The sequence below is a fragment of the Streptomyces sp. NPDC015144 genome (genome assembly GCF_043079735.1).
Lineage (GTDB): Bacteria > Actinomycetota > Actinomycetes > Streptomycetales > Streptomycetaceae > Streptomyces.
Map to the genome: position 1 here is coordinate 152,753 of NZ_JBIBUU010000008.1, position 20,208 is coordinate 172,960.

Annotated in this window: 20 protein-coding genes; 14 read left to right on the forward strand and 6 right to left on the reverse strand. The window is 72.9% G+C overall.

Going from position 1 to position 20,208, the window contains the following annotated elements; all coding sequences use genetic code 11:
• Positions 1-53 precede the first annotated feature (53 nt).
• The 3 genes from ACF08W_RS16355 to ACF08W_RS16365 all read left to right on the forward strand — a co-directional run bounded on the left by ACF08W_RS16355 (position 54) and on the right by ACF08W_RS16365 (position 2,020).
• Positions 54-998, forward strand: coding sequence for a hypothetical protein (locus ACF08W_RS16355; RefSeq protein WP_392279627.1), 945 nt, complete (start codon positions 54-56; stop codon positions 996-998).
• A 65-nt stretch (positions 999-1,063) separates the two neighbouring features.
• Complete coding sequence (locus ACF08W_RS16360) at positions 1,064-1,468, forward strand: DUF1992 domain-containing protein (RefSeq protein ID WP_385212439.1); 405 nt, start codon at positions 1,064-1,066, stop codon at positions 1,466-1,468.
• A gap of 66 nt (positions 1,469-1,534) precedes the next feature.
• Positions 1,535-2,020: a GNAT family N-acetyltransferase gene (locus tag ACF08W_RS16365; protein ID WP_392279628.1), complete on the forward strand. Its 486-nt coding sequence runs from the start codon at positions 1,535-1,537 to the stop codon at positions 2,018-2,020.
• 120 nt (positions 2,021-2,140) lie between these two features.
• On the opposite strand, the gene ACF08W_RS16370 is transcribed toward ACF08W_RS16365, so the two are convergent.
• The 3 genes from ACF08W_RS16370 to ACF08W_RS16380 form a co-directional block, all read right to left on the reverse strand.
• Positions 2,141-2,530 (reverse strand): VOC family protein, encoded by a 390-nt coding sequence (locus ACF08W_RS16370; RefSeq protein WP_352277984.1) that lies wholly within the window; start codon positions 2,528-2,530, stop codon positions 2,141-2,143.
• A 131-nt stretch (positions 2,531-2,661) separates the two neighbouring features.
• Complete coding sequence (locus ACF08W_RS16375; protein WP_352277986.1) at positions 2,662-3,489, reverse strand: VOC family protein; 828 nt, start codon at positions 3,487-3,489, stop codon at positions 2,662-2,664.
• A gap of 87 nt (positions 3,490-3,576) precedes the next feature.
• Positions 3,577-3,909 carry a DUF6479 family protein gene (locus ACF08W_RS16380; RefSeq protein WP_392279629.1) on the reverse strand — a complete coding sequence of 111 codons (333 nt, stop codon included), beginning with the start codon at positions 3,907-3,909 and terminating at the stop codon, positions 3,577-3,579.
• A gap of 225 nt (positions 3,910-4,134) precedes the next feature.
• On the opposite strand from ACF08W_RS16380, the gene ACF08W_RS16385 reads away from it, so the two are divergent.
• The 6 genes from ACF08W_RS16385 to ACF08W_RS16410 all read left to right on the forward strand — a co-directional run bounded on the left by ACF08W_RS16385 (position 4,135) and on the right by ACF08W_RS16410 (position 12,470).
• Positions 4,135-4,536: a hypothetical protein gene (locus ACF08W_RS16385; RefSeq protein WP_366299744.1), complete on the forward strand. Its 402-nt coding sequence runs from the start codon at positions 4,135-4,137 to the stop codon at positions 4,534-4,536.
• Between the two features lie 224 nt (positions 4,537-4,760).
• A complete protein-coding gene (locus ACF08W_RS16390) occupies positions 4,761-5,747 on the forward strand; it encodes an FAD binding domain-containing protein (RefSeq protein ID WP_392279630.1) in 987 nt (328 codons plus the stop codon).
• A 33-nt stretch (positions 5,748-5,780) separates the two neighbouring features.
• On the forward strand, positions 5,781-7,880 hold the full coding sequence (locus ACF08W_RS16395) for a xanthine dehydrogenase family protein molybdopterin-binding subunit (RefSeq protein ID WP_392279631.1): 2,100 nt from the start codon (positions 5,781-5,783) through the stop codon (positions 7,878-7,880).
• Between the two features lie 148 nt (positions 7,881-8,028).
• Complete coding sequence (locus ACF08W_RS16400; RefSeq protein WP_352277994.1) at positions 8,029-8,529, forward strand: ATP-binding protein; 501 nt, start codon at positions 8,029-8,031, stop codon at positions 8,527-8,529.
• A gap of 111 nt (positions 8,530-8,640) precedes the next feature.
• Positions 8,641-10,044 carry an NADP-dependent succinic semialdehyde dehydrogenase gene (locus tag ACF08W_RS16405; RefSeq protein WP_392279632.1) on the forward strand — a complete coding sequence of 468 codons (1,404 nt, stop codon included), beginning with the start codon at positions 8,641-8,643 and terminating at the stop codon, positions 10,042-10,044.
• Between the two features lie 53 nt (positions 10,045-10,097).
• Positions 10,098-12,470: a phosphoketolase gene (locus tag ACF08W_RS16410; protein WP_392279633.1), complete on the forward strand. Its 2,373-nt coding sequence runs from the start codon at positions 10,098-10,100 to the stop codon at positions 12,468-12,470.
• Between the two features lie 22 nt (positions 12,471-12,492).
• Here the strand turns inward: ACF08W_RS16410 and ACF08W_RS16415 are convergent, their stop codons facing one another.
• Together ACF08W_RS16415 and ACF08W_RS16420 are read right to left on the reverse strand one after the other, a co-directional pair.
• Positions 12,493-12,816 (reverse strand): plasmid stabilization protein, encoded by a 324-nt coding sequence (locus tag ACF08W_RS16415; protein WP_392279634.1) that lies wholly within the window; start codon positions 12,814-12,816, stop codon positions 12,493-12,495.
• 113 nt (positions 12,817-12,929) lie between these two features.
• Positions 12,930-14,042, reverse strand: a complete 1,113-nt coding sequence (locus tag ACF08W_RS16420; RefSeq protein ID WP_385212422.1) for a chemotaxis protein — start codon at positions 14,040-14,042, stop codon at positions 12,930-12,932.
• A gap of 96 nt (positions 14,043-14,138) precedes the next feature.
• Between ACF08W_RS16420 and glsA the strand changes: the two genes are divergently transcribed.
• Positions 14,139-15,473, forward strand: coding sequence for a glutaminase A (gene glsA, locus ACF08W_RS16425; RefSeq protein WP_392279635.1), 1,335 nt, complete (start codon positions 14,139-14,141; stop codon positions 15,471-15,473).
• Between the two features lie 40 nt (positions 15,474-15,513).
• Here glsA and ACF08W_RS16430 read toward each other — a convergent pair whose 3' ends face one another.
• Positions 15,514-16,350 carry an endonuclease gene (locus ACF08W_RS16430; RefSeq protein WP_352278006.1) on the reverse strand — a complete coding sequence of 279 codons (837 nt, stop codon included), beginning with the start codon at positions 16,348-16,350 and terminating at the stop codon, positions 15,514-15,516.
• 256 nt (positions 16,351-16,606) lie between these two features.
• Here ACF08W_RS16430 and ACF08W_RS16435 point away from each other — a divergent pair, with 256 nt between their 5' ends.
• From ACF08W_RS16435 to ACF08W_RS16450, 4 genes are all read left to right on the forward strand, one after another.
• Positions 16,607-16,807: a hypothetical protein gene (locus ACF08W_RS16435; protein WP_352278008.1), complete on the forward strand. Its 201-nt coding sequence runs from the start codon at positions 16,607-16,609 to the stop codon at positions 16,805-16,807.
• Positions 16,808-16,895: 88 nt separating this feature from the next.
• The gene (locus ACF08W_RS16440; RefSeq protein ID WP_392279636.1) at positions 16,896-18,053 is read left to right on the forward strand and encodes a methyltransferase; all 1,158 of its coding nucleotides are present in this window, start codon (positions 16,896-16,898) and stop codon (positions 18,051-18,053) included.
• 102 nt (positions 18,054-18,155) lie between these two features.
• Positions 18,156-19,346, forward strand: coding sequence for an acyl-CoA dehydrogenase family protein (locus ACF08W_RS16445; protein WP_352278012.1), 1,191 nt, complete (start codon positions 18,156-18,158; stop codon positions 19,344-19,346).
• A gap of 340 nt (positions 19,347-19,686) precedes the next feature.
• Complete coding sequence (locus tag ACF08W_RS16450; protein WP_392279637.1) at positions 19,687-20,208, forward strand: hypothetical protein; 522 nt, start codon at positions 19,687-19,689, stop codon at positions 20,206-20,208.

The following is a 20,208-nucleotide window of genomic DNA, read 5'->3' on the forward strand; positions in this document are numbered from 1 at the left end:
TTGTGTGCATCGGGGGGCGCCGCCTCCTGGTCGGGCCGATGGAGGACACCGTCATGAACAACGCACTGAAGATCACCGCCTTCGCCGCCGCGCTCGCCGCGACCTTCGGCACCGCGTACGGCGTGGGCCGGGGTGTCGACCCGCTGGTCGCCGCCGAGGACCGCCCCGCGGGCCGGCACGGCGGCCACGGCGGGGAAGGGAAGGGCGATGCGGCGCCGCGGGCGGCCGATGAGGTGCCCGGCGGGCTCCAGGTCTCCGAGAGCGGTTACACCCTGGCCCTTCGGACGCCGACGCTCCGGGCCGGGGCCCGGGAGGAGATCCGCTTCGCGGTCAAGGACGACACCGGGCGCAAGGTCACCGCCTACCAGCGTGAACACGGCAAGGAGCTGCATCTGATCCTCGCCTCGACCGACCTCACCCAGTACCGGCACCTGCACCCCGTCCGCGCGGCCGACGGCACCTGGTCGACCCCCGTGGAGCTGCCCGAGGCGGGCGGCTACCGGGTGTTCGCCGACTTCACCCCGGCGGGGAAGAAGGCCGGGAACCTCACCCTGGGGGCCGACCTCGCCGTCTCCGGCGCCTACCGCCCGGCCGCCCTCCCGGCCCCCGCCGCGGTCGCCGAGGTCGACGGCTACCGGGTCGTGCTGGACGGCGGACTCCGTGCCGGGCAGGCCGGCGAGCTGAAGCCCTCGATCAGCCGGAACGGTCGCCCCGTCACCGATCTGGAGCCCTACCTCGGCGCGTACGGGCACCTGGTCGCTTTGCGCTCGGGCGACCTCGCCTATCTGCACGTTCACCCGAACGAAGGAGGGCCGGGCCCGGTGGTCTCCTTCACCGCGACAGCGCCCAGTGCGGGCACGTACCGGCTCTTCCTCGACTTCAAGCACGGGGGCAAGGTGCACACGGCGGCCTTCACCGTTCCGGTGGCACCTGTGGCGCAGAGCGGCGGGGAACACGGCGGGAGCGACACCGGAACGCCCGCCGGACACGCCCATTGACCGGCCCCCTCCGTCCCCTCGGTAGGGTGAAGGGGCTGGATCCGAATCTCCGGAAGGGGCGCACGGTGACCGAACGCAAACCCGCGGGCATGAGCTTCGAATCATGGGTGGACAAGCAGGTCCGGGAATCCGAACAGCGGGGCGACTTCGCGAAGTTGCCCGGGTTCGGCAAGCCGCTCGAAAGCCTCGAGGCGCCCTACGACGAGAACTGGTGGATCAAGCAGAAGCTCCAGCGGGAGGGCGTGTCGGTGCTGCCGCCGACCCTGGCCCTGCGCAAGGAGGCGGAGGACCTGGTCGCGGCGCTGCCCGGGGTGCGGACGGAGCGCGAGGTGCGGGGCATGCTGGCCGACATCAACGAGAAGATCCGGGCGACCCTCCTCCGGCCGCCGCCCGGACCGCCGCTGAACCTCAAGCCGTTCGACGTGGACGCCACGGTCGCCGAATGGCGCGAGGCCCGCGGGGAGGCGTAGGCGCCGAGGCGCGCGGAATCCGGCCCCGGTCACCTGTCCGAATCTCGACTGCGTAATACTCCCCTCATGAGATCGGGCATTACGCGACAACGGGGCGGGGCGCGGGCCGCGGACATCAGGCGGGCCACGGCGCGGGACGCGAAGGCGCTCACCCGGCTGGTCCGGAGGTCCGGCGCCTACGAGGGGCGGTACGCCGCCATGGTCGCCGGGTACCGGGTGGGCCCCGACTACATCGAGGCGCACCGGGTCTTCGTGGCCGAGCGGCCCGGTGCCGCCGGGGTGCTCGGCTTCTACGCCCTGGTCCTGGAGCCGCCGGAGCTCGACCTCATGTTCGTCGCCGACGAGGCCCAGGGGCTCGGCATCGGGCGGCTGCTCATCGGCCATCTCCGCGAGGAGGCGGGGCGGGCCGGGGTGACCGGCGTCCGGGTCGTCTCGCATCCGCCCGCCGAGGGCTTCTACCGGAGTGTGGGGGCCCGGCGGACCGGGACCCTGGCGGCCGATCCGCCCATCGTGATGTGGGACCGGCCGGAGCTGCTGCTGCCGATCGGCTGAATCGGGCCACCGGGCCGGATCGGGCGTCCCGTGCCCCGCACGGCGCGGGGCCGGCCGGAACCCTCGCGGGTTCCGGCCGGCCCCGGTCGTCATCCGGGTCCGCCCCGGTCGTGGGCTGCGTTACTCGGGAAAGCCGCCGTACGGACGCGTGATGATCTCCATCGCGTGACCGGAGGGGTCGAGGAAGTACACGCCCCGGCCGCCGTCGTTGTGGTTGATCGCGCCCGGATGCTTCCGGTGCGGGTCCGCGTAGTACGTGATCCCGAGCTCCTCGATCCTCGCGAATGCCGTGTCGAACTCGGCTTCCGAGATGAGGAAGGCATAGTGCTGCGGGACGATCGAGGACTCCGGAATGGTGGCGAAGTCGAGAGTGACTCCGTTCGCGGTTTCGAGGGGGATGAAGGGCCCCCACTCCTTGCCGATCTCCAGGCCCAGAACGCCCGCGAGGAATGCGGCGGACTCCCGGTTGTCCCGGGAGTGGATGATGGTGTGGTTCAACGAAACTGACACGGTGGAATGCCTCCAAGTAGGCACTCACGGGCACCTCCACGCCTCACCCAGCCGGTGACCAACGCGCGATGCCGTACGTAAAACCCTAGATCAATTCGAACTGGCCGTCGAGGGTGTGCGAAAAGATCCAGTCAGGCGGAATTCTCCGCTCCGGAGCCCGGGTCGCCGATCACCGTGAAGAGGCCGCCGTCCGGATCCAGCAGGGTCGCCTCGCCGCCCCGGGCCGCCGGGGGCCGTTCCGCGAGCCGGCCGCCGTTCTCCCGCGCGGCGGCCACCGTGGCCGCCACGTCGTCGACCGGAAAGTGCACCTGCCAGTGCGGGCGGACCAGCGGGTCGGGGGCCGCCTCCACCGCGCCGGAACTGATCCGGGCGAGGCGGTGCCCGTCGCAGTCGACGACGACCTCGTCCTTCTCGTACGACACCTCGCAGCATCCCGGATGCCCGCTCGCCCAGCCGAGCACCTCCCCGTAGAAGATCGCCGCGTCGAAGGCGTTGCGGGTGAGCAGCCGCAGCCGGGCGTGCGAGTGGCCGTCCGGTGCGCGCGGCGCGGTCGCGGGCACGGGCCGCTGCCAGATGCCGAACACCGCCCCGTCCCGGTCCGCCACCAGTGCCCCGCGCCCGTTGCCGAGCGCCATCGGGCCCACGGCGACGGTCCCGCTGCGCTCGCGGATGCGGGCGGCCGTCGCGTCGGCGTCGGCCACCGCGAAGTAGGGCGTCCAGGCCACGGCCATCCGGTACGTGGTCGCCATCGCGCCGATCCCGGCGACCGGCACGCCGTCCCGGAGGGCCACCGCGAACCCCGGCCCCAGCCCGCCCTTGCGAAACGTCCACCCCAGCACCCTGCCGTAGAAATCCTGTGCCGAGTCGAGTTCGCGGGTCATGAGGTTGACCCAGCAGGGTGCGGCGGGTCCGGTCAGCGGCGCCGGTGCGGGCGCCTTCCCCGAGGGGCCTGCGGTCATGGTGGTCCTGTCTCCACGGTCGTGCGCCCGGCGTGCTGCGGGCGACAGCCCCTGGTCGTGTCGGTCGGTGTGCCGCCCGGAGCTCCGCTATTCGCGCCGCTCGTCGGGCTCGCGGGGGATGGGCGCGTTGCCGTGGTCGCCGAGCTCGTAGGGCGACAGGCCGCGGCGGTCGGGCGGGAAGTGGTCGTCACCGTGCACGTCGCGTTCCTCCACGTGGCTGCGGTGGTCCGGCCGGGGCGGCTGCTCCTCGGGTCTGGGCGGCGGCGGCTCCTGGGCCCGGCGCCGCCGCCCCAGCCACACCGCGCCGATCAGCATGGCCACCAGCACCACCCCGACGATGCCCAGCATCGAACCGCTCGCCCCCCGGTCGTCGGCGAGCACGGAGGCCAGCGAGCTCAGGTCTGCGTTCGAAATGTCCATATGTGCCGGATACCCCGAGCTGGCGTCCGCACTCAAAAAAACACATGAATTCATGTTTTAAGTTGATATGTCTCGCGGCGTGTTTCGCCACCGGGCGGGCGCGGACGGCCGGGGGTGGCCGCGTCCCGGTCCCGGTCTCCTGTCGCCGTCGCCGGAGTCAGGGGAGAGGCTGGAGGCATACCCGGATCGCCGTGGGCGGCGGTGCGGCGAGTGGAAGGAGGCGCCGTGAACGCCACCGAGGAACAGGAAGCGGCACGGAGCGGATACGGCCAGGAGGTGTCCGTCGTCGTGAGCGGGTGCGGGTCGGCCGACGCGCGGACGGTCTTCGACGTGCTGCGGGCGGCGTTCACCACCGACCGCGCCTCGGTCGACGTGCCGCAGGACCTCGCGGGCCGACGCCCGACCGCGTGGGTCGTGACCGTCGACGTCACCGAGGAGCGGGTGGTGTCGGGGCCGGTCGCGCTCGGCGCCCCGGTCAGCGTCGACGTGCAGGGCGGCTACTGGGCGGTGGAACGGCTGCGCCGCAGCCTGGCGCACGCCTTCGACGTGACGGTCGTCGGAACGGTCTCCGGCGACCAGGAGGAAGAGGTGCGGCTCCGGCTGGCGGAGCGCGCGGCCGGCTCCTGAGCGGGTCCGGGCGCCACGGGCGACGGCTTCCTCCGTCCGCCGCCCGCAGGTGGAGCAATACCCGGGAGACGGCACGACCGTCTGGTAGAAAACGGGCAAAAGGCCACCTCGGAAAGGTGCGAGTGCGTGGACCCCTTCTGCCGACGGGACGACGGCGCGCGACAGCCGCGGACAGCGGGCGAGGCCGCCGGGGCGCCCGCCGGTGCGGCCGGGGGAGTGGCGCCGTGAAACCCTTCTCCTACCTCCGTGCCCGGTCCGTGGAGGAAGCCGTCCGGGAGAGCGCCGCCCGCCCCGGCGCGGCCTTCCTCGGCGGCGGCACCCAGCTCGTCGACCTGATGAAGCTCGGCGCCGCCGCGCCCGGGCTGCTGATCGACATCACCCGGCTGCCGCTGGACCACGTGGCCGACACCCCCGACGGCGGCCTGCGGATCGGCGCCACGGTACGCAACAGCGACCTGGCCGCCCACCCCGCCGTGCGCGCCCGCTACCCCGCCCTCTCCCGGGCGCTGCTGTCCGGCGCCTCCGGGCAGCTCCGCAACGCCGCCACGACCGGCGGCAACCTGCTCCAGCGCACCCGCTGCCCGTACTTCCAGGACACCTCCAAACCGTGCAACAAGCGGGAACCCGGTACGGGCTGCCCCGCCCGCGACAGCACCCTGCGCGACCTCGCCGTGCTCGGCCACTCCGCGCAGTGCGTCGCCACCCACCCCTCCGACCTGGCCGTGGCGCTCTGCGCCCTCGACGCCACCGTCCACCTGACCGGACCGGACGGGGCGCGCACCGTGCCCGTCACCGGATTCCACCGGCTGCCCGGGGACACCCCGGACCGGGACACCGGGATCCGGCCCGGCGAGCTGATCACCGAGGTGGAGCTGGCACCGCCCCCCGAAGGCTCCGCCTCCCTCTACCGCAAGGCCCGCGACCGGGCCTCCTTCGCCTTCGCCCTCGCGTCCGTCGCCGCCGTGCTGAGCGTCCGCGACGGCCGGATCACGTACGCCGCGCTGGCCTTCGGCGGCCTCGCCCACCGGCCCTGGCGGGCCCGGACCGCCGAGGAACTGCTCCACGGCGCACCGGCCACCGACGAGACCTTCGAGCGCGCCGTGGACGCCGAACTCGCCGCGGCCCGGCCCCTGCGGAACAACGCGTTCAAGGTGCCCCTCGCCCACAACCTGGCCGTCGGCGCCCTCGCCGAACTCGCCGCCGCCCGCTGACCGCAGCAACGCCGACCCGCCGGGAGAACCGCCATGAGCCAGGCCCCGCCGCCCCTGGGCACCCCCGCCGTCCGCCGCGAGGGCCGGGACAAGGTCACCGGCGCCGCCCGCTACGCCGCCGAGCACACCCCGCCGGGCTGCCTGTACGGGCGGATCGTCCCGGCCGCCGTCGCCCGCGGCCGCGTCCTGGCCGTCGACACGGCCGACGCCCTGGCCCTGCCCGGCGTGCGCGCCGTCCTCACCCACCACGACGCACCCCGGCTGGCAGAGCCCGACGACCCGATCCTCGCCGTGCTCCAGGACGACCGGGTGCCCCACCGGGGCTGGCCGGTCGCGCTGGTGGTGGCCGAGACACCGGAGGCCGCCGACGCGGGCGTCGAGGCGCTGCACGTCGCGTACGAGGCCGAGCGGCACGACGTGCGGCTGACCCCGGACCACCCCGGCCTGTACACCCCCGACACGGTCAACGGCGGCTACCCCGCCGTCCGGGAACGCGGCGACACCGACCGGGCCCTCGCCGCCGCCCCCGTACTGATCGACTCCACCTACACCCTCGGCGCGCTGCACAACCACCCCATGGAGCCGCACGCCACCACGGCGTGGCGGGACGGCGACGGGCACCTCACCGTCCACGACTCCAGCCAGGGCGCCACCCCGGTCCGCGACAGCCTCGCCGCTGCGTTCGGCATCCCGCCCGGACGGATCACCGTCCGGTCCGAGCACGTCGGCGGCGGCTTCGGCTCCAAGGGCACCCCGCGCCCGCAGTGCGTCCTCGCCGTCATGGCCGCCCTCCGCACCGGGCACCCCGTCAAGGTCGTGCTGTCCCGGCGCCAGATGGCCGCCCTGGTCGGCCACCGCGCCCCCACCGTCCAGCGCGTCCGGCTCGGCGCCGAACTCGACGGCACCCTCACCGTCGTCGACCACGACGTTGCCACCCACACCTCCACCCTCAAGGAATTCGTCGAACAGGCGGCCGTCCCCGCCCGGGTGATGTACGGCTCCGCCGCCGGCCGCACCGCCCACCAGGTCGTCGCCCTGGACGTGCCGAGCCCCTCCTGGATGCGTGCCCCCGGCGAGACCCCGGGCATGTACGCCCTCGAATCCGCCATGGACGAACTCGCCTCCGCCCTCGGCATGGACCCGGTCGAGCTCCGCCTCCACAACGACCCGGCACACGAACCGGACTCCGGCCGCCCGTTCAGCAGCCGCGGTCTGACCGCCTGCCTGGAGACGGGCGCCGCCCGCTTCGGCTGGTACGGCCGCGACCCGAGCCCCGCCGCCCGCGAGGAGGGGCAGCACCTCGTCGGCACCGGCGTCGCCGCCGCCACCTACCCCGTCTACATCTCCTCTTCCGGCGCCTTCGCGCACGCGGCCCCCGACGGCTCGTACCGGATCGGCGTCAACGCCACCGACATCGGAACCGGTGCCCGTACCGTGCTCGCGCAGATCGCGGCCGATGCCCTGGCCACCTCCCTGGACAACGTCCGGACCGAGATCGGCAGCAGCGAACTGCCCGACGCCCCGGTGGCCGGCGGCTCGACCGGCACCGCCTCCTGGGGGTGGGCCGTGCACAAGGCGTGCGTCCTGCTGCGCCGCCGGCTGCGCGAGCACACCGGCCCGCTCCCCGCCGACGGACTCACCGTCACCACCGACACCCGGGAGGAGACCGGCCGGGACTCCCCGTACGCGCGCCACGCGTTCGGTGCCCACTTCGCCGAGGTCGCCGTGCACGCCCGGACCGGGGAGGTACGGCTGCGCCGGATGCTCGGCGTCTTCGCGGCCGGGCGCATCCTCAACCCCCGTACCGCGCGCTCCCAGTTCATCGGCGGCATGACCATGGGCGTGGGGATGGCGCTGACCGAGTCGAGCACCATGGACCCGGCCTTCGGCGACTTCACCGAGCGCGACCTCGCCTCGTACCACGTACCAGCCTGTGCCGATGTGCCCCGGATTGAGGCACACTGGATCGACGAGGACGACCCGCACCTCAACCCGATGGGCGGCAAGGGCATCGGGGAGATCGGCATCGTCGGCGCCGCGGCGGCGGTCGCCAACGCGGTGCGGCACGCCACCGCCGTACGGGTGCGCGACCTTCCGATCACCCCGGACACTCTCCTGCCGTACCTGCTCTGACCCGGGCGGTCGCCCCCTGTTGCGGGACCGGCGGCGGCGGGCCACCCTGGGGAGTGACCCAGAAGAGACATCCGCTCACTCTTCGTGTTCGGGGGTCGTTGTTCAACGGGGCGAATGCCAGTGGGCCTCGATGTGAGGAGCCTCGACGATGACCGTTCCACTCGACCGGCACTTCCTGGTCGAACTCCAGATCTCGGCGGACCGGGTGTCCCAGTTGCAGCGCATAGTCGCCGCACACCTCCGCCACTGGGATCTCGAACTCCACGTCCGGCCGGTCTGCCGGGGGATGGCGGAGCTGCTGACCAATGTCCACCGCCATGTCGGCGACGGCCACCCGTGCACCGTCGAACTCCGCTGGTCCGGGCGGCATCTCACGGTCTCCGTCGCCGACGAGGGCGCCGGGATGCCGCGGCTGCTGGGCACCGGTGGCGGCGGTCTCAGCCGTGTGATGGCGCTCAGCGACAGCTGGGGCACCTGCCGCACCGACGAGGGCAAGGTCGTCTGGTTCACCCGGTACGCCGAGGAGCCGCGCAGCATCGACCGGGTGCCGCTCTCCCCGCTGCCCGACGGCAGCGAGTTCCGCAGCCCGCCCGCGGCGGCCCCCGCCCCCGCCGAACCCGTGGCGGTGTTCGACCCCGCTCTCGTCTGATCCGGGACGGGCCCGACGGGACCGCCGGCCGGATGTCCGCCCGGCGGCCCGCGTATGCGGCACGGCGCATGACGGGGCGCGGCCGAAGAACCGAGTCAAGGAGGCACGGCCATGCCCATCGCGACGGTCAACCCCGCGAACGGCGAAACCCTCAGGACGTTCGAAGCGCTGGACGCGGCGGGCATCGAGCAACGGATCGCCACCGCCCGCACTGCGTTCGCCGCGTACCGGACCACCGGCTTCACCGAACGGGCCCGTCTCCTCGACCAGGCCGCCGCGCTGCTCGACGAGGACCAGCGGGACATCGCGCGCACCATGACCACCGAGATGGGCAAGCCCGTCAAGGCGGCCCGTGCGGAGGCCGCCAAGTGCGCCAGGGCCATGCGCTGGTACGCCGCCCACGCGGAGGAACTCCTCGCCGACGAGCAGCCCTCCGCCGAGGACGTACGCGACTCCGGGGCCTCCCGGGCCCACGTCCACTACCGGCCGCTCGGCGCCGTGCTCGCCGTGATGCCGTGGAACTTCCCGCTCTGGCAGGTCGTGCGCTTCGCCGCCCCGGCGCTGATGGCCGGCAACGTCGGGCTGCTCAAGCACGCCTCCAACGTGCCCCAGACGGCGCTGTACCTGGAGGGGCTCTTCCGCCGGGCCGGCTACCCGGCTGGCTGCTTCCAGTCCCTGCTGGTGGGCTCGGCCGCGGTCGAGGCAGTCCTGCGCGACCCCAGGATCGCCGCGGCCACCCTCACCGGCAGCGAACCGGCCGGCCGCTCGGTCGCGTCGATCGCCGGGGACGAGGTGAAACCCACCGTCCTCGAACTGGGCGGCAGCGACCCGTACCTCGTCATGCCCTCGGCGGACGTCGCCCGGGCCGCCCGTACCGCCGTCACCGCGCGGGTGCAGAACAACGGACAGTCCTGCATCGCCGCCAAACGGTTCATCGTGCACACGGACGTGTACGACGAGTTCGCCGAGCGGTTCACCGTCGGCATGAAGGACCTGACGGTCGGCGACCCGATGCTGGAGTCCACCGACGTCGGCCCGCTCGCCACCGAACAGGGCCGCACCGACCTCGCGGAACTGGTGGACGACGCGGTGCGCCGGGGCGCCGACGTCCTGTGCGGGGGAGGCCGCCCCGAGGGGCTCGCCCCGGAGCTGGAGCACGGCTGGTTCTACGCCCCCACCGTCCTCGCCGGGATCACCCCCGCCATGCGGATCCACCACGAGGAGTCCTTCGGCCCCGTCGCCTCGCTCTACCGCGTCGACGGGCTGGCGGAAGCCGTCGCGCTCGCCAACGACAGCCCCTTCGGCCTCAGCTCCAACGTGTGGACCCGGGACCCGGAGGAGGCCCGCCGCTGCGTACGCGACCTGGAGGCCGGCGGCATCTTCTTCAACGGCATGACCGCCTCCCACCCCGCCCTGCCCTTCGGCGGGGTCAAACGCTCCGGCTACGGCCGCGAACTCGCCGCACAGGGCATCCGCGCCTTCTGCAACACGACCACGGTCTGGTACGGCCCCTAGCCTCCGTCCTGTCAGCCTCAGCCTTCGCCTCGACGAGAGGCCAGGAGTCCCCCATGAGCAACGCCCCGTCCGGCCCGACCGACGAGGAGATCGCGGCACTCGACGCCCACTGGCGCGCCGCCAACTACCTCTCCGTCGGCCAGATCTACCTGATGGCCAACCCGCTCCTGACCCGGCCCCTGGTCCGGACGGACGTCAAGCCGCGGCTGCTCGGCCACTGGGGCACCTCACCCGGGCTCAACCTGGTCCACACCCACCTCAACCGTGTCATCAGGTCCCGGGGTGTGAAGGGGCTGTGCATCTGGGGCCCCGGCCACGGCGGACCCGCCGTCCTCGCCAACTCCTGGCTGGAGGGCAGCTACTCGCGGACCTACCCCGACGTCCCCCGGAACGCCGAGGGGATGAGGCGGCTCTTCAAGCAGTTCTCCTTCCCCGGCGGGGTACCCAGCCACGTGGCGCCCGAGACCCCCGGCTCCATCCACGAGGGCGGCGAACTCGGCTACGCCCTCACCCACGCCTACGGGGCCGCCTTCGACCACCCCGACCTGCTCGTCACCTGCGTCATCGGCGACGGCGAGGCCGAGACCGGACCGCTCGCCGCGTCCTGGCACTCCAACAAGTTCCTCGACCCGGTCCACGACGGAGCCGTCCTCCCCGTCCTCCACCTCAACGGCTACAAGATCGCCAACCCGACGCTCCTCGCCCGCCTCCCCGAGACCGAACTGGACGCCCTGCTGCGCGGCTACGGGCACGACCCGCTCTACGTCGGCGGCGACGACCCGTTCAGCGTCCACCGGGCGATGGCCGCCGCGATGGACCTGGCCGTCGACCGCATCCGGGAGATCCAGGGCGCCGCCCGCACCGGCGGCGGGTCAGGCCGCCCGCACTGGCCGATGATCGTGCTGCGCACCCCCAAGGGCTGGACCGGCCCGGCCGAGGTCGACGGGGTGCCCGTCGAGGGCACCTGGCGCGCCCACCAGGTCCCGCTGCCCGGGGTCCGGGACAACCCGGCCCACCTGCGCCAGCTGGAGGAGTGGATGCGCTCCTACCGCCCCGAGGAGCTCTTCGACTCCGAAGGGCGGCCCCGCCCGCAGGTGCTCGCCTGCGTGCCCGAGGGCGACGCCCGGCTCGGCTCGACCCCGTACGCCAACGGCGGCCTGCTCCTGCGCGACCTGCCCGTCCCGCCGCTCGACGGATACGCGGTCGAGGTCGACAAGCCCGGCACCGTGGTGCACGAGCCGACCCGGGTGCTCGGCGGGCTGCTGGAGGCCGTCATGGCCGCCACCGCCGAACGCCGCGACTTCCGCGTCGTCGGCCCCGACGAGACCGCCTCCAACCGGCTCGACGCCCTCTACGGCGCCACCGCCAAGGCCTGGCAGGAACGCCTCCTGCCCACCGACGAGCACCTCGCCCACGACGGACGCGTCATGGAGGTGCTCTCCGAACACCTCTGCCAGGGCTGGCTGGAGGGCTACCTGCTCACCGGCCGCCACGGACTCTTCTCCTGCTACGAGGCGTTCGCCCATATCGTCGACTCGATGGTCAACCAGCACATCAAATGGTTGAAGACCTCCCGCCGGCTTCCCTGGCGCCGCCCCGTCGCCTCACTGAACTACCTGCTGACCTCGCACGTCTGGCGCCAGGACCACAACGGCTTCTCCCACCAGGACCCGGGATTCGTCGACCACGTCCTCAACAAGAGCCCCGAGGTCGTGCGGGTCTATCTGCCGCCGGACGCCAACACCCTGCTCTCCGTCGCCGACCACGCGCTGCGCAGCCGCGACTACGTCAACGTGATCGTGGCCGGCAAGCAGCCCACCTTCGACTGGCTCACCCTCGACCAGGCCCGCGCACACTGCGCCCGCGGTGCCGGCGCGTGGCCCTGGGCCGGGACGGAGGACGGCAGCCGGGAACCGGACGTGGTGCTCGCCTGCGCCGGGGACGTCCCCACACTGGAGACGCTCGCCGCCGCCGACCTGCTCCGCAGGCACCTGCCGGAACTGGCGGTCCGGGTGGTCAACGTGGTCGACATGGCCCGGCTGCTGCCCATCGAGGAGCACCCGCACGGCATGCCGGACTCCGAGTACGACGCGCTGTTCACCCGGGACGTCCCCGTGATCTTCGCCTATCACGGCTATCCCTGGCTGATCCACCGCCTCGCCTACCGGCGCGCGGGCCACGGCCACCTCCACGTACGGGGCTACAAGGAGCAGGGCACCACCACGACGCCCTTCGACATGGTGGTCCTCAACGATCTGGACCGCTTCCGGCTGGTCATGGACGTGATCGACCGGGTGCCCGGACTCGGCGTCCGCGCGGTGGCCGTGCGCCAGGCGATGGCGGACGCCCGGACCCGCCACCACGCGTGGATCCGGGAACACGGCACGGACCTGCCCGAGGTGGCCGACTGGACGTGGAGCGGCTGATTCCGGCAGCCCGGGACGCGGCTCAGCGGCCCAGCGCCCGGGCCAGTTCGGCCTTGGTCATGCCCGAACGGCCGTGCACGTTCTTCCGCTTCGCCTCTTCGTAGAGCTGGTCCCGGGTCGGTCCGGCCGCCCCGCCGTGCGAGCGCGGCTCGCCGCGCCGCATCGAGGACATGTCCTCGACGGAGGTGCGGCTCGCGGTTCTGGACCCCCCGGCGCGGGCGCGTTCCCTGTTGGCCGTGCGGGCCGCGATCTCCTCGGCCCGTTCCTCGCTGACGCCGCGCTCCTGCGCGCTCTCCTTGATGTGCTCGTACTGCCGGTTCCGCTGGGGACCGAATCCCTGGGGCATGGTCCGATCACTCCTCTCCCGGAGCTCCTGGGACGCCTTCCCCACCAGTCTCCCAGCGCGCCCGGGGGCCCGCACACGGCAGGCGTGCGGGCCCCGGACGTCCTCGGAACGGCTCAGTAGCGCAGGGCCGCCGCGATCCTTCCGTGCTCCGTGAGCGAACCGTCCGGGAGGAAGACCACCTCGCCCCCGCTGTCCAGGGCCCGCTCCACCAGCTCGTCCACGACGTCCTCGCGGACCGTGGGGTCCGTGAGGTCGGCGTCCTCGCCCACCGGCGTCAGGTGCTCGTCGGTCACCCGCACGGTCCGCTGGAAGCCCTCCTCCACCGCGACCAGCCCGGCACGGCCCTCCCGCACCGCGGCCCACACCTCGTCGAGCCCGCCGGAGAAGGCGCGCCGGCCGCGTGCCTCGTCGAGCCTGCCCTCGACCGCCGCGACGAACCGCTTCCGCGCCTCGTCGAGCACCGGGCGCAACTCCTCCAGCAGCGCGCCCGGCGCCGTCCCGGCGGGCACCCCCTTGGCCAGCCGGCCCGTCGCCGAACGGGCGCTCTCGCCGACCTCGTCCAGCACCGCGAGCGCCTGGGCGGAACCGGCCAGGAACACCGGGCGCGGATCGGCGGCCAGCACCGCCCGCAGCTCCTCGTCGACCGAACGGAGGAAGGCGCGGGTCTCCTGGCTGCTGAAGATGCTCGGCGTGTCGCCGATCCGCTCCTCGCGCTGCGGATCGGACTGCACCGGGGGAGCCGTCATCGGGAACCCGCCGGCGCGCGCCTCGTGCAGCGCGTCGACCGTGCCGCCCCACAGCTCGGCGCGGTCGGCCGAGACGGTGACCACCCAGAACGGGCGGGCCTGGGCCTTCGCCGCCACCAGGTTGCGGGTCAGATAGCTGTCGCTCAGCACCACCCGTTCGGGCGCGGTACGGGGGAGCTGCCAGATCTGGAACTCGTCGGGGGTGGCGAGCAGCACCAGGGCGTCGAGGGCCCGCCTCGGGTCCACCTCGGCGACCGCCCGGTCGAGCTGCTCCCCGATCGCGGTCCGCGTCTCGCGGCCGACCGCCGGGTCGGCCTCCAGACGCTTCATCGCCTCGGAGACCAGGTTGCGCAGCCGTACGGCGTCCTGGGCGTTGTCCGGGGTGCGGCGGTGGGTCGGCAGGGTCAGGGACACGGCCGGATAGGGCTTGGCCGTCCGCAGTTCCCGCAGCAGTTCGGCGGTCAGGTCGTCCGTATCCATCGTTCTCTCCCAGGGGCTTCGGGTGGTGTCCGCTCCCGAGCGAAGCGGTTGACATCGGCGAGTCAATTCATACCTTTTGAACCTAATATGGGCGAGATGAGTGCCGCCGAAGCCGTCACCGAGGCCCTGCGTGAACTGCACGCGCGGTTCGCTCCGCTGGGGGAGGGCAGCGTCGCCGAGTACATCCCGCAGCTCGCGCGGAGCGATCCGGGCGCCTTCGGGCTGGCCCTGGTCAGCATGGACGGCCACCGCTACGGGGCGGGCGACACCACCGTCCCGTTCACCCTGCAGTCCGTGTCGAAGCCGTTCGTCTACGCGCTCGCCCTGTCGCTCCTCGGGCTCGACGAGGTGGGCCGCTGGGTCAACGCCGAGCCCAGCGGCGAGGCGTACAACGCGATCAGTCTGGAGCCGGACACCGGGCGCCCCGACAACGCCATGGTCAACGCGGGCGCCATTATCGCCACCGCGCTGATCCCGGACACCCCCGGCGCCCCGAGGTTCGAGCGGGTCCTCGACTGCCTGAGCCGGTTCGCCGACCGTGAGCTGGACGTGGACGAGCAGGTCTACGCCTCCGAGGCCGCCACCGGGGACCGCAACCGGGCCCTCGCCTATCTGATCCGGAGCACCGGGCCGCTGCCCGTCGACCCGGTCGCCGCCGTGGACACGTACTTCCGGCAGTGCGCGGTCCGGGCCACCGCGACGGACCTCGCGGCGATGGCCGCGACGCTGGCGCACGGGGGAGTCAACCCGCTCACCGGCGAAGCGGTGGTTCCGGGGCCGGTGGCCGCGCAGGCGCTGGCGGTGATGGCCACCTGCGGCATGTACGACGGCTCCGGCGACTGGCTGCTGCGGGTCGGGCTGCCCGCGAAGAGCGGCGTGTCCGGCGGGCTGATCGCGGTGAGCCCCGCCCGGTTCGGGCTGGCGGCCTACAGCCCCCGGCTGGACCCGAACGGAACCTCGGTCCGCGGGCGGGCCGCGGTCGGTGCCCTGTCCGAGGAGCTCGGGCTCCATCTGATGCACAACCCGGCGCTGGCCGGCAGCACCGTCACCCTGATCGCCACGCCCGACGAGCTGCCCACCGCCGGGGCGGGCGTGCCGCGCGAGCGGGTCGCCGTGGTGGCCGCCCAGGGCGCCCTGGACTTCACGGCCGCCGAACGCGTGCTGTACGCCCTGGACGAGGCGCGCCCCGGGGGCACGGAGCCGGTCGTGCTGGACCTGACGGAGGTGACCGGCGTCGACCGGGTGGCCTTCACGATGCTGAGCGGCGGGCTCGGCCGGATCGCCACGTCCGGGGCGCGCACCGCCGTCGTCGACCGGGCGGACCGGCTGGCCCTGCCCGGCCCCGGGGAACCGGGTGGACCGGCCGTGCCGCGGGGCTTCGCCACCCGGGCACGGGCCCTGGCCTGGTGCACGGGCGACGGGCCGGGCTGAGCCCGGACGGTGGCGGCCGCCCGGGCTCGTCGCGTCCCGTCTACCAGATCGACGTGACCCACTCGGGGTGGTCGATGAACGGGTTCCGGTTGTGCTGGTACTGGTTGTAGATGACGTCGTTGCGGCGCTTCTCGAAGGCGTCCGGCGGGTCCTGCTGGCTCCAGGTCTTCAGCACGGAGAGCCGGCCCATGTACGGGGCGGAACCGTTGCCGACCTTGTCGTTCGGCTCCAGGTCGGGGAAGGAGTCGCCGCCCTCGTAGCGGACGGCCATGTAGAGGAGCATCCGGGCCACGTCGCCCTTGACCGCGTCGCGCGGCTCGAAGGAGTCGCTGTCGGTGTAGTTGCCCGGGGCTCCGCTGACCGCGCTGCCACCGTTGTCGAAGTCCTTGTTGCCGCGTATCGAGTTGACGGTGACGTCCTCCGGGCGCAGGTGGTGGAGGTCGGTGCCGGGCCCGGTGGCGGTGCCGAAGTCGCCGTGGGACTTGGCCCAGACGTGCTCGCGGTTCCAGTTGCCGACCGAGCCGCCGTTGGCGCTCTTGGACAGGGACCGGCCGGTGTAGAGCTCGATCACGTTCGAGCTGTTGGCCGGGTCCTGGTCGGTGTCCTTCAGGGCGTCCCAGACCTGGCTGTAGGAGACCTTGGACTGGCTGCTGATGATCGTGTGCAGGGCGCTCTTGAGCTGGGCGCCGCTCTTGCCGAGCGCGTCCTTGTAGTAGGTGTCGTCGAGCACCTGGAGCGAGGACGACGAGGAGGCGGGGGCGGCGGTCGAGGCCGGGTGGATGGCGGCCGGTGCGGCGGCGGCCGTCGCACCGAGCACCGCGAAGGCGGCGAGGGTCGCCAGCAGCGGGCGCCGGTGGCGAGGAAGACGACGGGACATGTGGGGTGTCCTCTCCTGTCCTGAAAGGGCCTGCGCCACGGCACCGTCGCGAGGTGGGGGGCGGCGCTGCGGCGCAGTTGTGTGGTACGTGGTAGCGGGAGCCTTCCACACGCACCGTGACCATGGTGTGAACGCTGCGTACCTATCATGTGCAGGTCAAGTGAGGGCCCGGACGGGCGGTCGCGAGTGGGGCGCGGGCCTCGGATGCGGCGGGGCGGACGCGGAGCGAAAATGGCCGAAAGGACGAGGAGGCGGCATGAGCGAAGAGCCCGAATCCGTATCCGTATCCCGGGGTGTGACTCCCGACAGCCTCTTGCACACCGGCGGTAGCGACGATCCCTCGGCGGAGGATCTGGTGCTCGCCTCCGGGCGGGACCTCACCCCGAAGAATCTCCAGTGGGCCGAGCGCAGGCTCGCCCGTGAGGGGCGGTCGGCGATCGACAAGACACTGCCCTGAGCCGGGGCCGGCGGGGCCCGGCGGCCCCGTGCCCGAGCCGCGGGGAGCGTGTGGGCGTTCCCCGCGGCTCGGCTAGCCTGGGTGCACAATGAACCGTTTGACGACGTCAGGGGCCGGGTTCGACCTCGCCCGCTACCCCGAGGACCCGCGCGACCCGTTCCGTGCCTGGGATGCCGCCGACGAGTATCTGCTGCGGCGGCTGGAAGGGGCCGACGGCACGGAACCGGTGGACCTGTCGGGCGCGGTGACCGTGGTGGGCGACCGCTGGGGCGCCCTGAGCACGGCGCTGGCCGCGCACCGCCCCGTACAGATCACCGACTCCTACCTGGCGCAGCGCGCGACCCGGGCGAACCTGGACCGCAACGGCGTGGCGGCGGACGCCGTGCGCCTCCTGTCGGCCCGGGACACCCCGCCGGAGCGCGTCGACGTCCTGCTGGTGCGCGTCCCGAAGAGCCTCGCGCTCCTGGAGGACCAGCTGCACCGACTGGCGCCGTCCCTCCACGCGGACACCGTCGTCATCGGCACCGGCATGGTCAAGGAGATCCACACCTCCACCCTCCGGCTCTTCGAGCGGATCATCGGCCCCACCCGCACCTCCCTGGCCGTCAAGAAGGCCCGGCTCGTCTTCAGCACCCCCGCCCCGGGGACGGCCCGCACGCCCAGTCCGTGGCCGCACCGCTACGAGCTGCCCGGCGGGATCGGCCCCGTCTCCGGCCGCACCGTCGTCAACCACGCCGGGATCTTCTGCGCCGAGCGCCTCGACATCGGCACCCGCTTCTTCCTCGGCCACCTGCCCGCGCGCAGCGGTCCCGAGCGGGTTGTCGACCTCGGCTGTGGCAACGGCGTCGTCGGACTCTGCGCCGCCCTCGCCAACCCCGAGGCGACGGTCACCTTCATCGACGAGTCGTACCAGGCGGTCGCCTCCGCCGAGGAGACCTTCCGCACCAACACCGGACCGGACGCCAGGGCCGAGTTCCTGGTCGGCGACGGGCTGGCCGACGTGGCGCCCGACAGCGTGGACCTGGTCCTCAACAACCCGCCGTTCCACTCCCACCAGGCCGTCACCGACGCCACGGCCCGCGCCATGTTCCGCGGTGCCCGCGCCGCACTGCGGACCGGCGGCGAACTCTGGGTCGTCGCCAACCGGCACCTCGGCTACCACACTCGGCTCCGCCGCATCTTCGGCAACTGCGAGACCGTCGCCGGGGATCCGAAGTTCGTCGTCCTGCGGGCCGTCAAGCGCTGACCCCACCGGACCGCGTCCCGGCCCTTCCGGATTCTTGCAACACGTTCTACTGTGTGCGCCGCCGCACACGGACGACGCCACCGCGAGACTCCCGGAGGGGCCGTGCACCTCGAATACACGCCCGAACAGCAGCAGCTGCGCACCGAACTGCGCGCGTACTTCGCCGCGCTGGTCCCCGACGACGCCCATGCGCGCTACGCCGCCCCGGAGGCCCAGAAGCGCTTCTACCGGGAGACGATCCGCCGCCTGGGAACCGACGGCTGGCTCGGCGTCGGCTGGCCGGTGGAGTACGGCGGGCGCGGACTCTCCCCGATGGAGCAGTTCATCTTCTTCGACGAAGCGGCGCAGGCCAATGTCCCGCTGCCGCTGATGGCCCTCAACACGGTCGGCCCGACGATCATGCGGTACGGCACCGACGAGCAGAAGGCGTACTTCCTGCCGAGGATCCTCAGCGGCGAGATCGATTTCGCGATCGGCTACAGCGAGCCCGACGCGGGCACCGACCTCGCCGCCCTCAAGACCCGGGCGGTACGCGAGGGCGACGAGACCACCGGCCACTACACGGTCGACGGGCAGAAGATCTGGACGACCAACGGCGACACCGCCGACTGGGTCTGGCTCGCCGTCCGCACCGACCCGGACGCGGCCCCGCACAAGGGCATCACCATGCTGCTCGTCCCGACCTCGGACCCGGGCTACTCCTGCACCGTGATCAACACCCTCGCCTCCCACGACACCACCGCCAGCTACTACGAGAACGTCCGCGTCCCCGCCTCCCACCGCGTCGGCGAGGAGAACAAGGGCTGGCGGCTCATCACCAACCAGCTCAACCACGAACGCGTCACCCTCGCCGCCCACGGCACCATGGCGATCCGTGCCCTCCGCGACGTCCAGCGCTGGGCGGCCAACACCCTGCTCGACGACGGCCGCCGGGTGATCGACCTCGGCTGGGTCCGCACCCTGCTGGCCCGCACCCACACCCGGCTCGACGCCATGAAGCTCCTCAACTGGCAGATGGTCTCCGCCGTCCAGAACGGCACCCTCACCCCCCAGGACGCATCCGCCGTCAAGGTCTACGGCTCCGAGGCCCGCCGCGACGCCTACGCCTGGCTGATGGAGATCGTCGGCGCGGCGGGCCCCCTCAAGGAGGGCTCGGCGGGCACCGTCCTCCACGGCGAGCTTGAACGCGGCTACCGCTCCGCCGTCATCTTCACCTTCGGCGGCGGCAACAACGAGATCCAGCGCGAGATCATCTCCTGGATCGGCCTGGGCATGCCCCGCGTTCGCCGTTGAGCCCTTCGCGGCCGAGACGCGCCCATGCCGCATGTGCGTGCTTCCCCGCGATCCGCCGACCGCGGGCGAGTGCGTCGAGCACGTACCGCGCCCCATCCGCGGGTTCGGACGACGGGAACGAGCGGCCGCCGTCGACGCCGCTGCCGGTCGGGCTTGTGCCCACGGGCCGGGCCGGCGGTCTTCATCAGGGTCACTGCACCGATCCGGTTGCCGTAGTCCGGGTACTCCTGGCTGACCGCGTCCGCCAGGACCGCTGGAAGTGATCGCGAGGCACCAGTTCCTGGGGATGGCGGCCCTGTTGCCCGGACCCGTTTCCGGTCACGGCGCTAGATTGGTGTGCGTGGGGACGCGGGGGCGGAGGTATCGGTATGTGGGGCCGGCGGAGCTGAAGAAGCTCGTCCAGGCGGACCACGGGGGTCGGAGCATCCGCTCCGCGGTGGACTTCGGCGCCTGGGTCTCCGCGCTGACCTCGGCCGAGTTGGCCGAGCCCTTCACGTTCGTCGTCGATGGCGGCGGGGTGCTGCGACTCGCTCCGCGCCGCAGGGAGCACGTGGTGTGCGCCGACGGCGGAGAGGTGCTGAGCGCCGGCGAGATGAGCTTTCGTGAGGAGTCCGGACGATGGGCGGTCGAGGAGGTCAGTAACCAGTCGACCGGATACTGCCCGGACGTCGGCTCATGGTCGGCCGTGGCCGGGGCCCTGGACCGGATCGGGCTCCGTCGTCCACCCGGGTTCACGCACGAGGTGGTCTTCCGCCGTTGCCGCTCCTGCCACGAGCTCAACATCGTGCGGGAGGAGGACTTCGTCTGTGTCTTCTGCGGCGAGGATCTGCCGCGGGAGTGGAACGCGGGGGAGCCCGGGTGA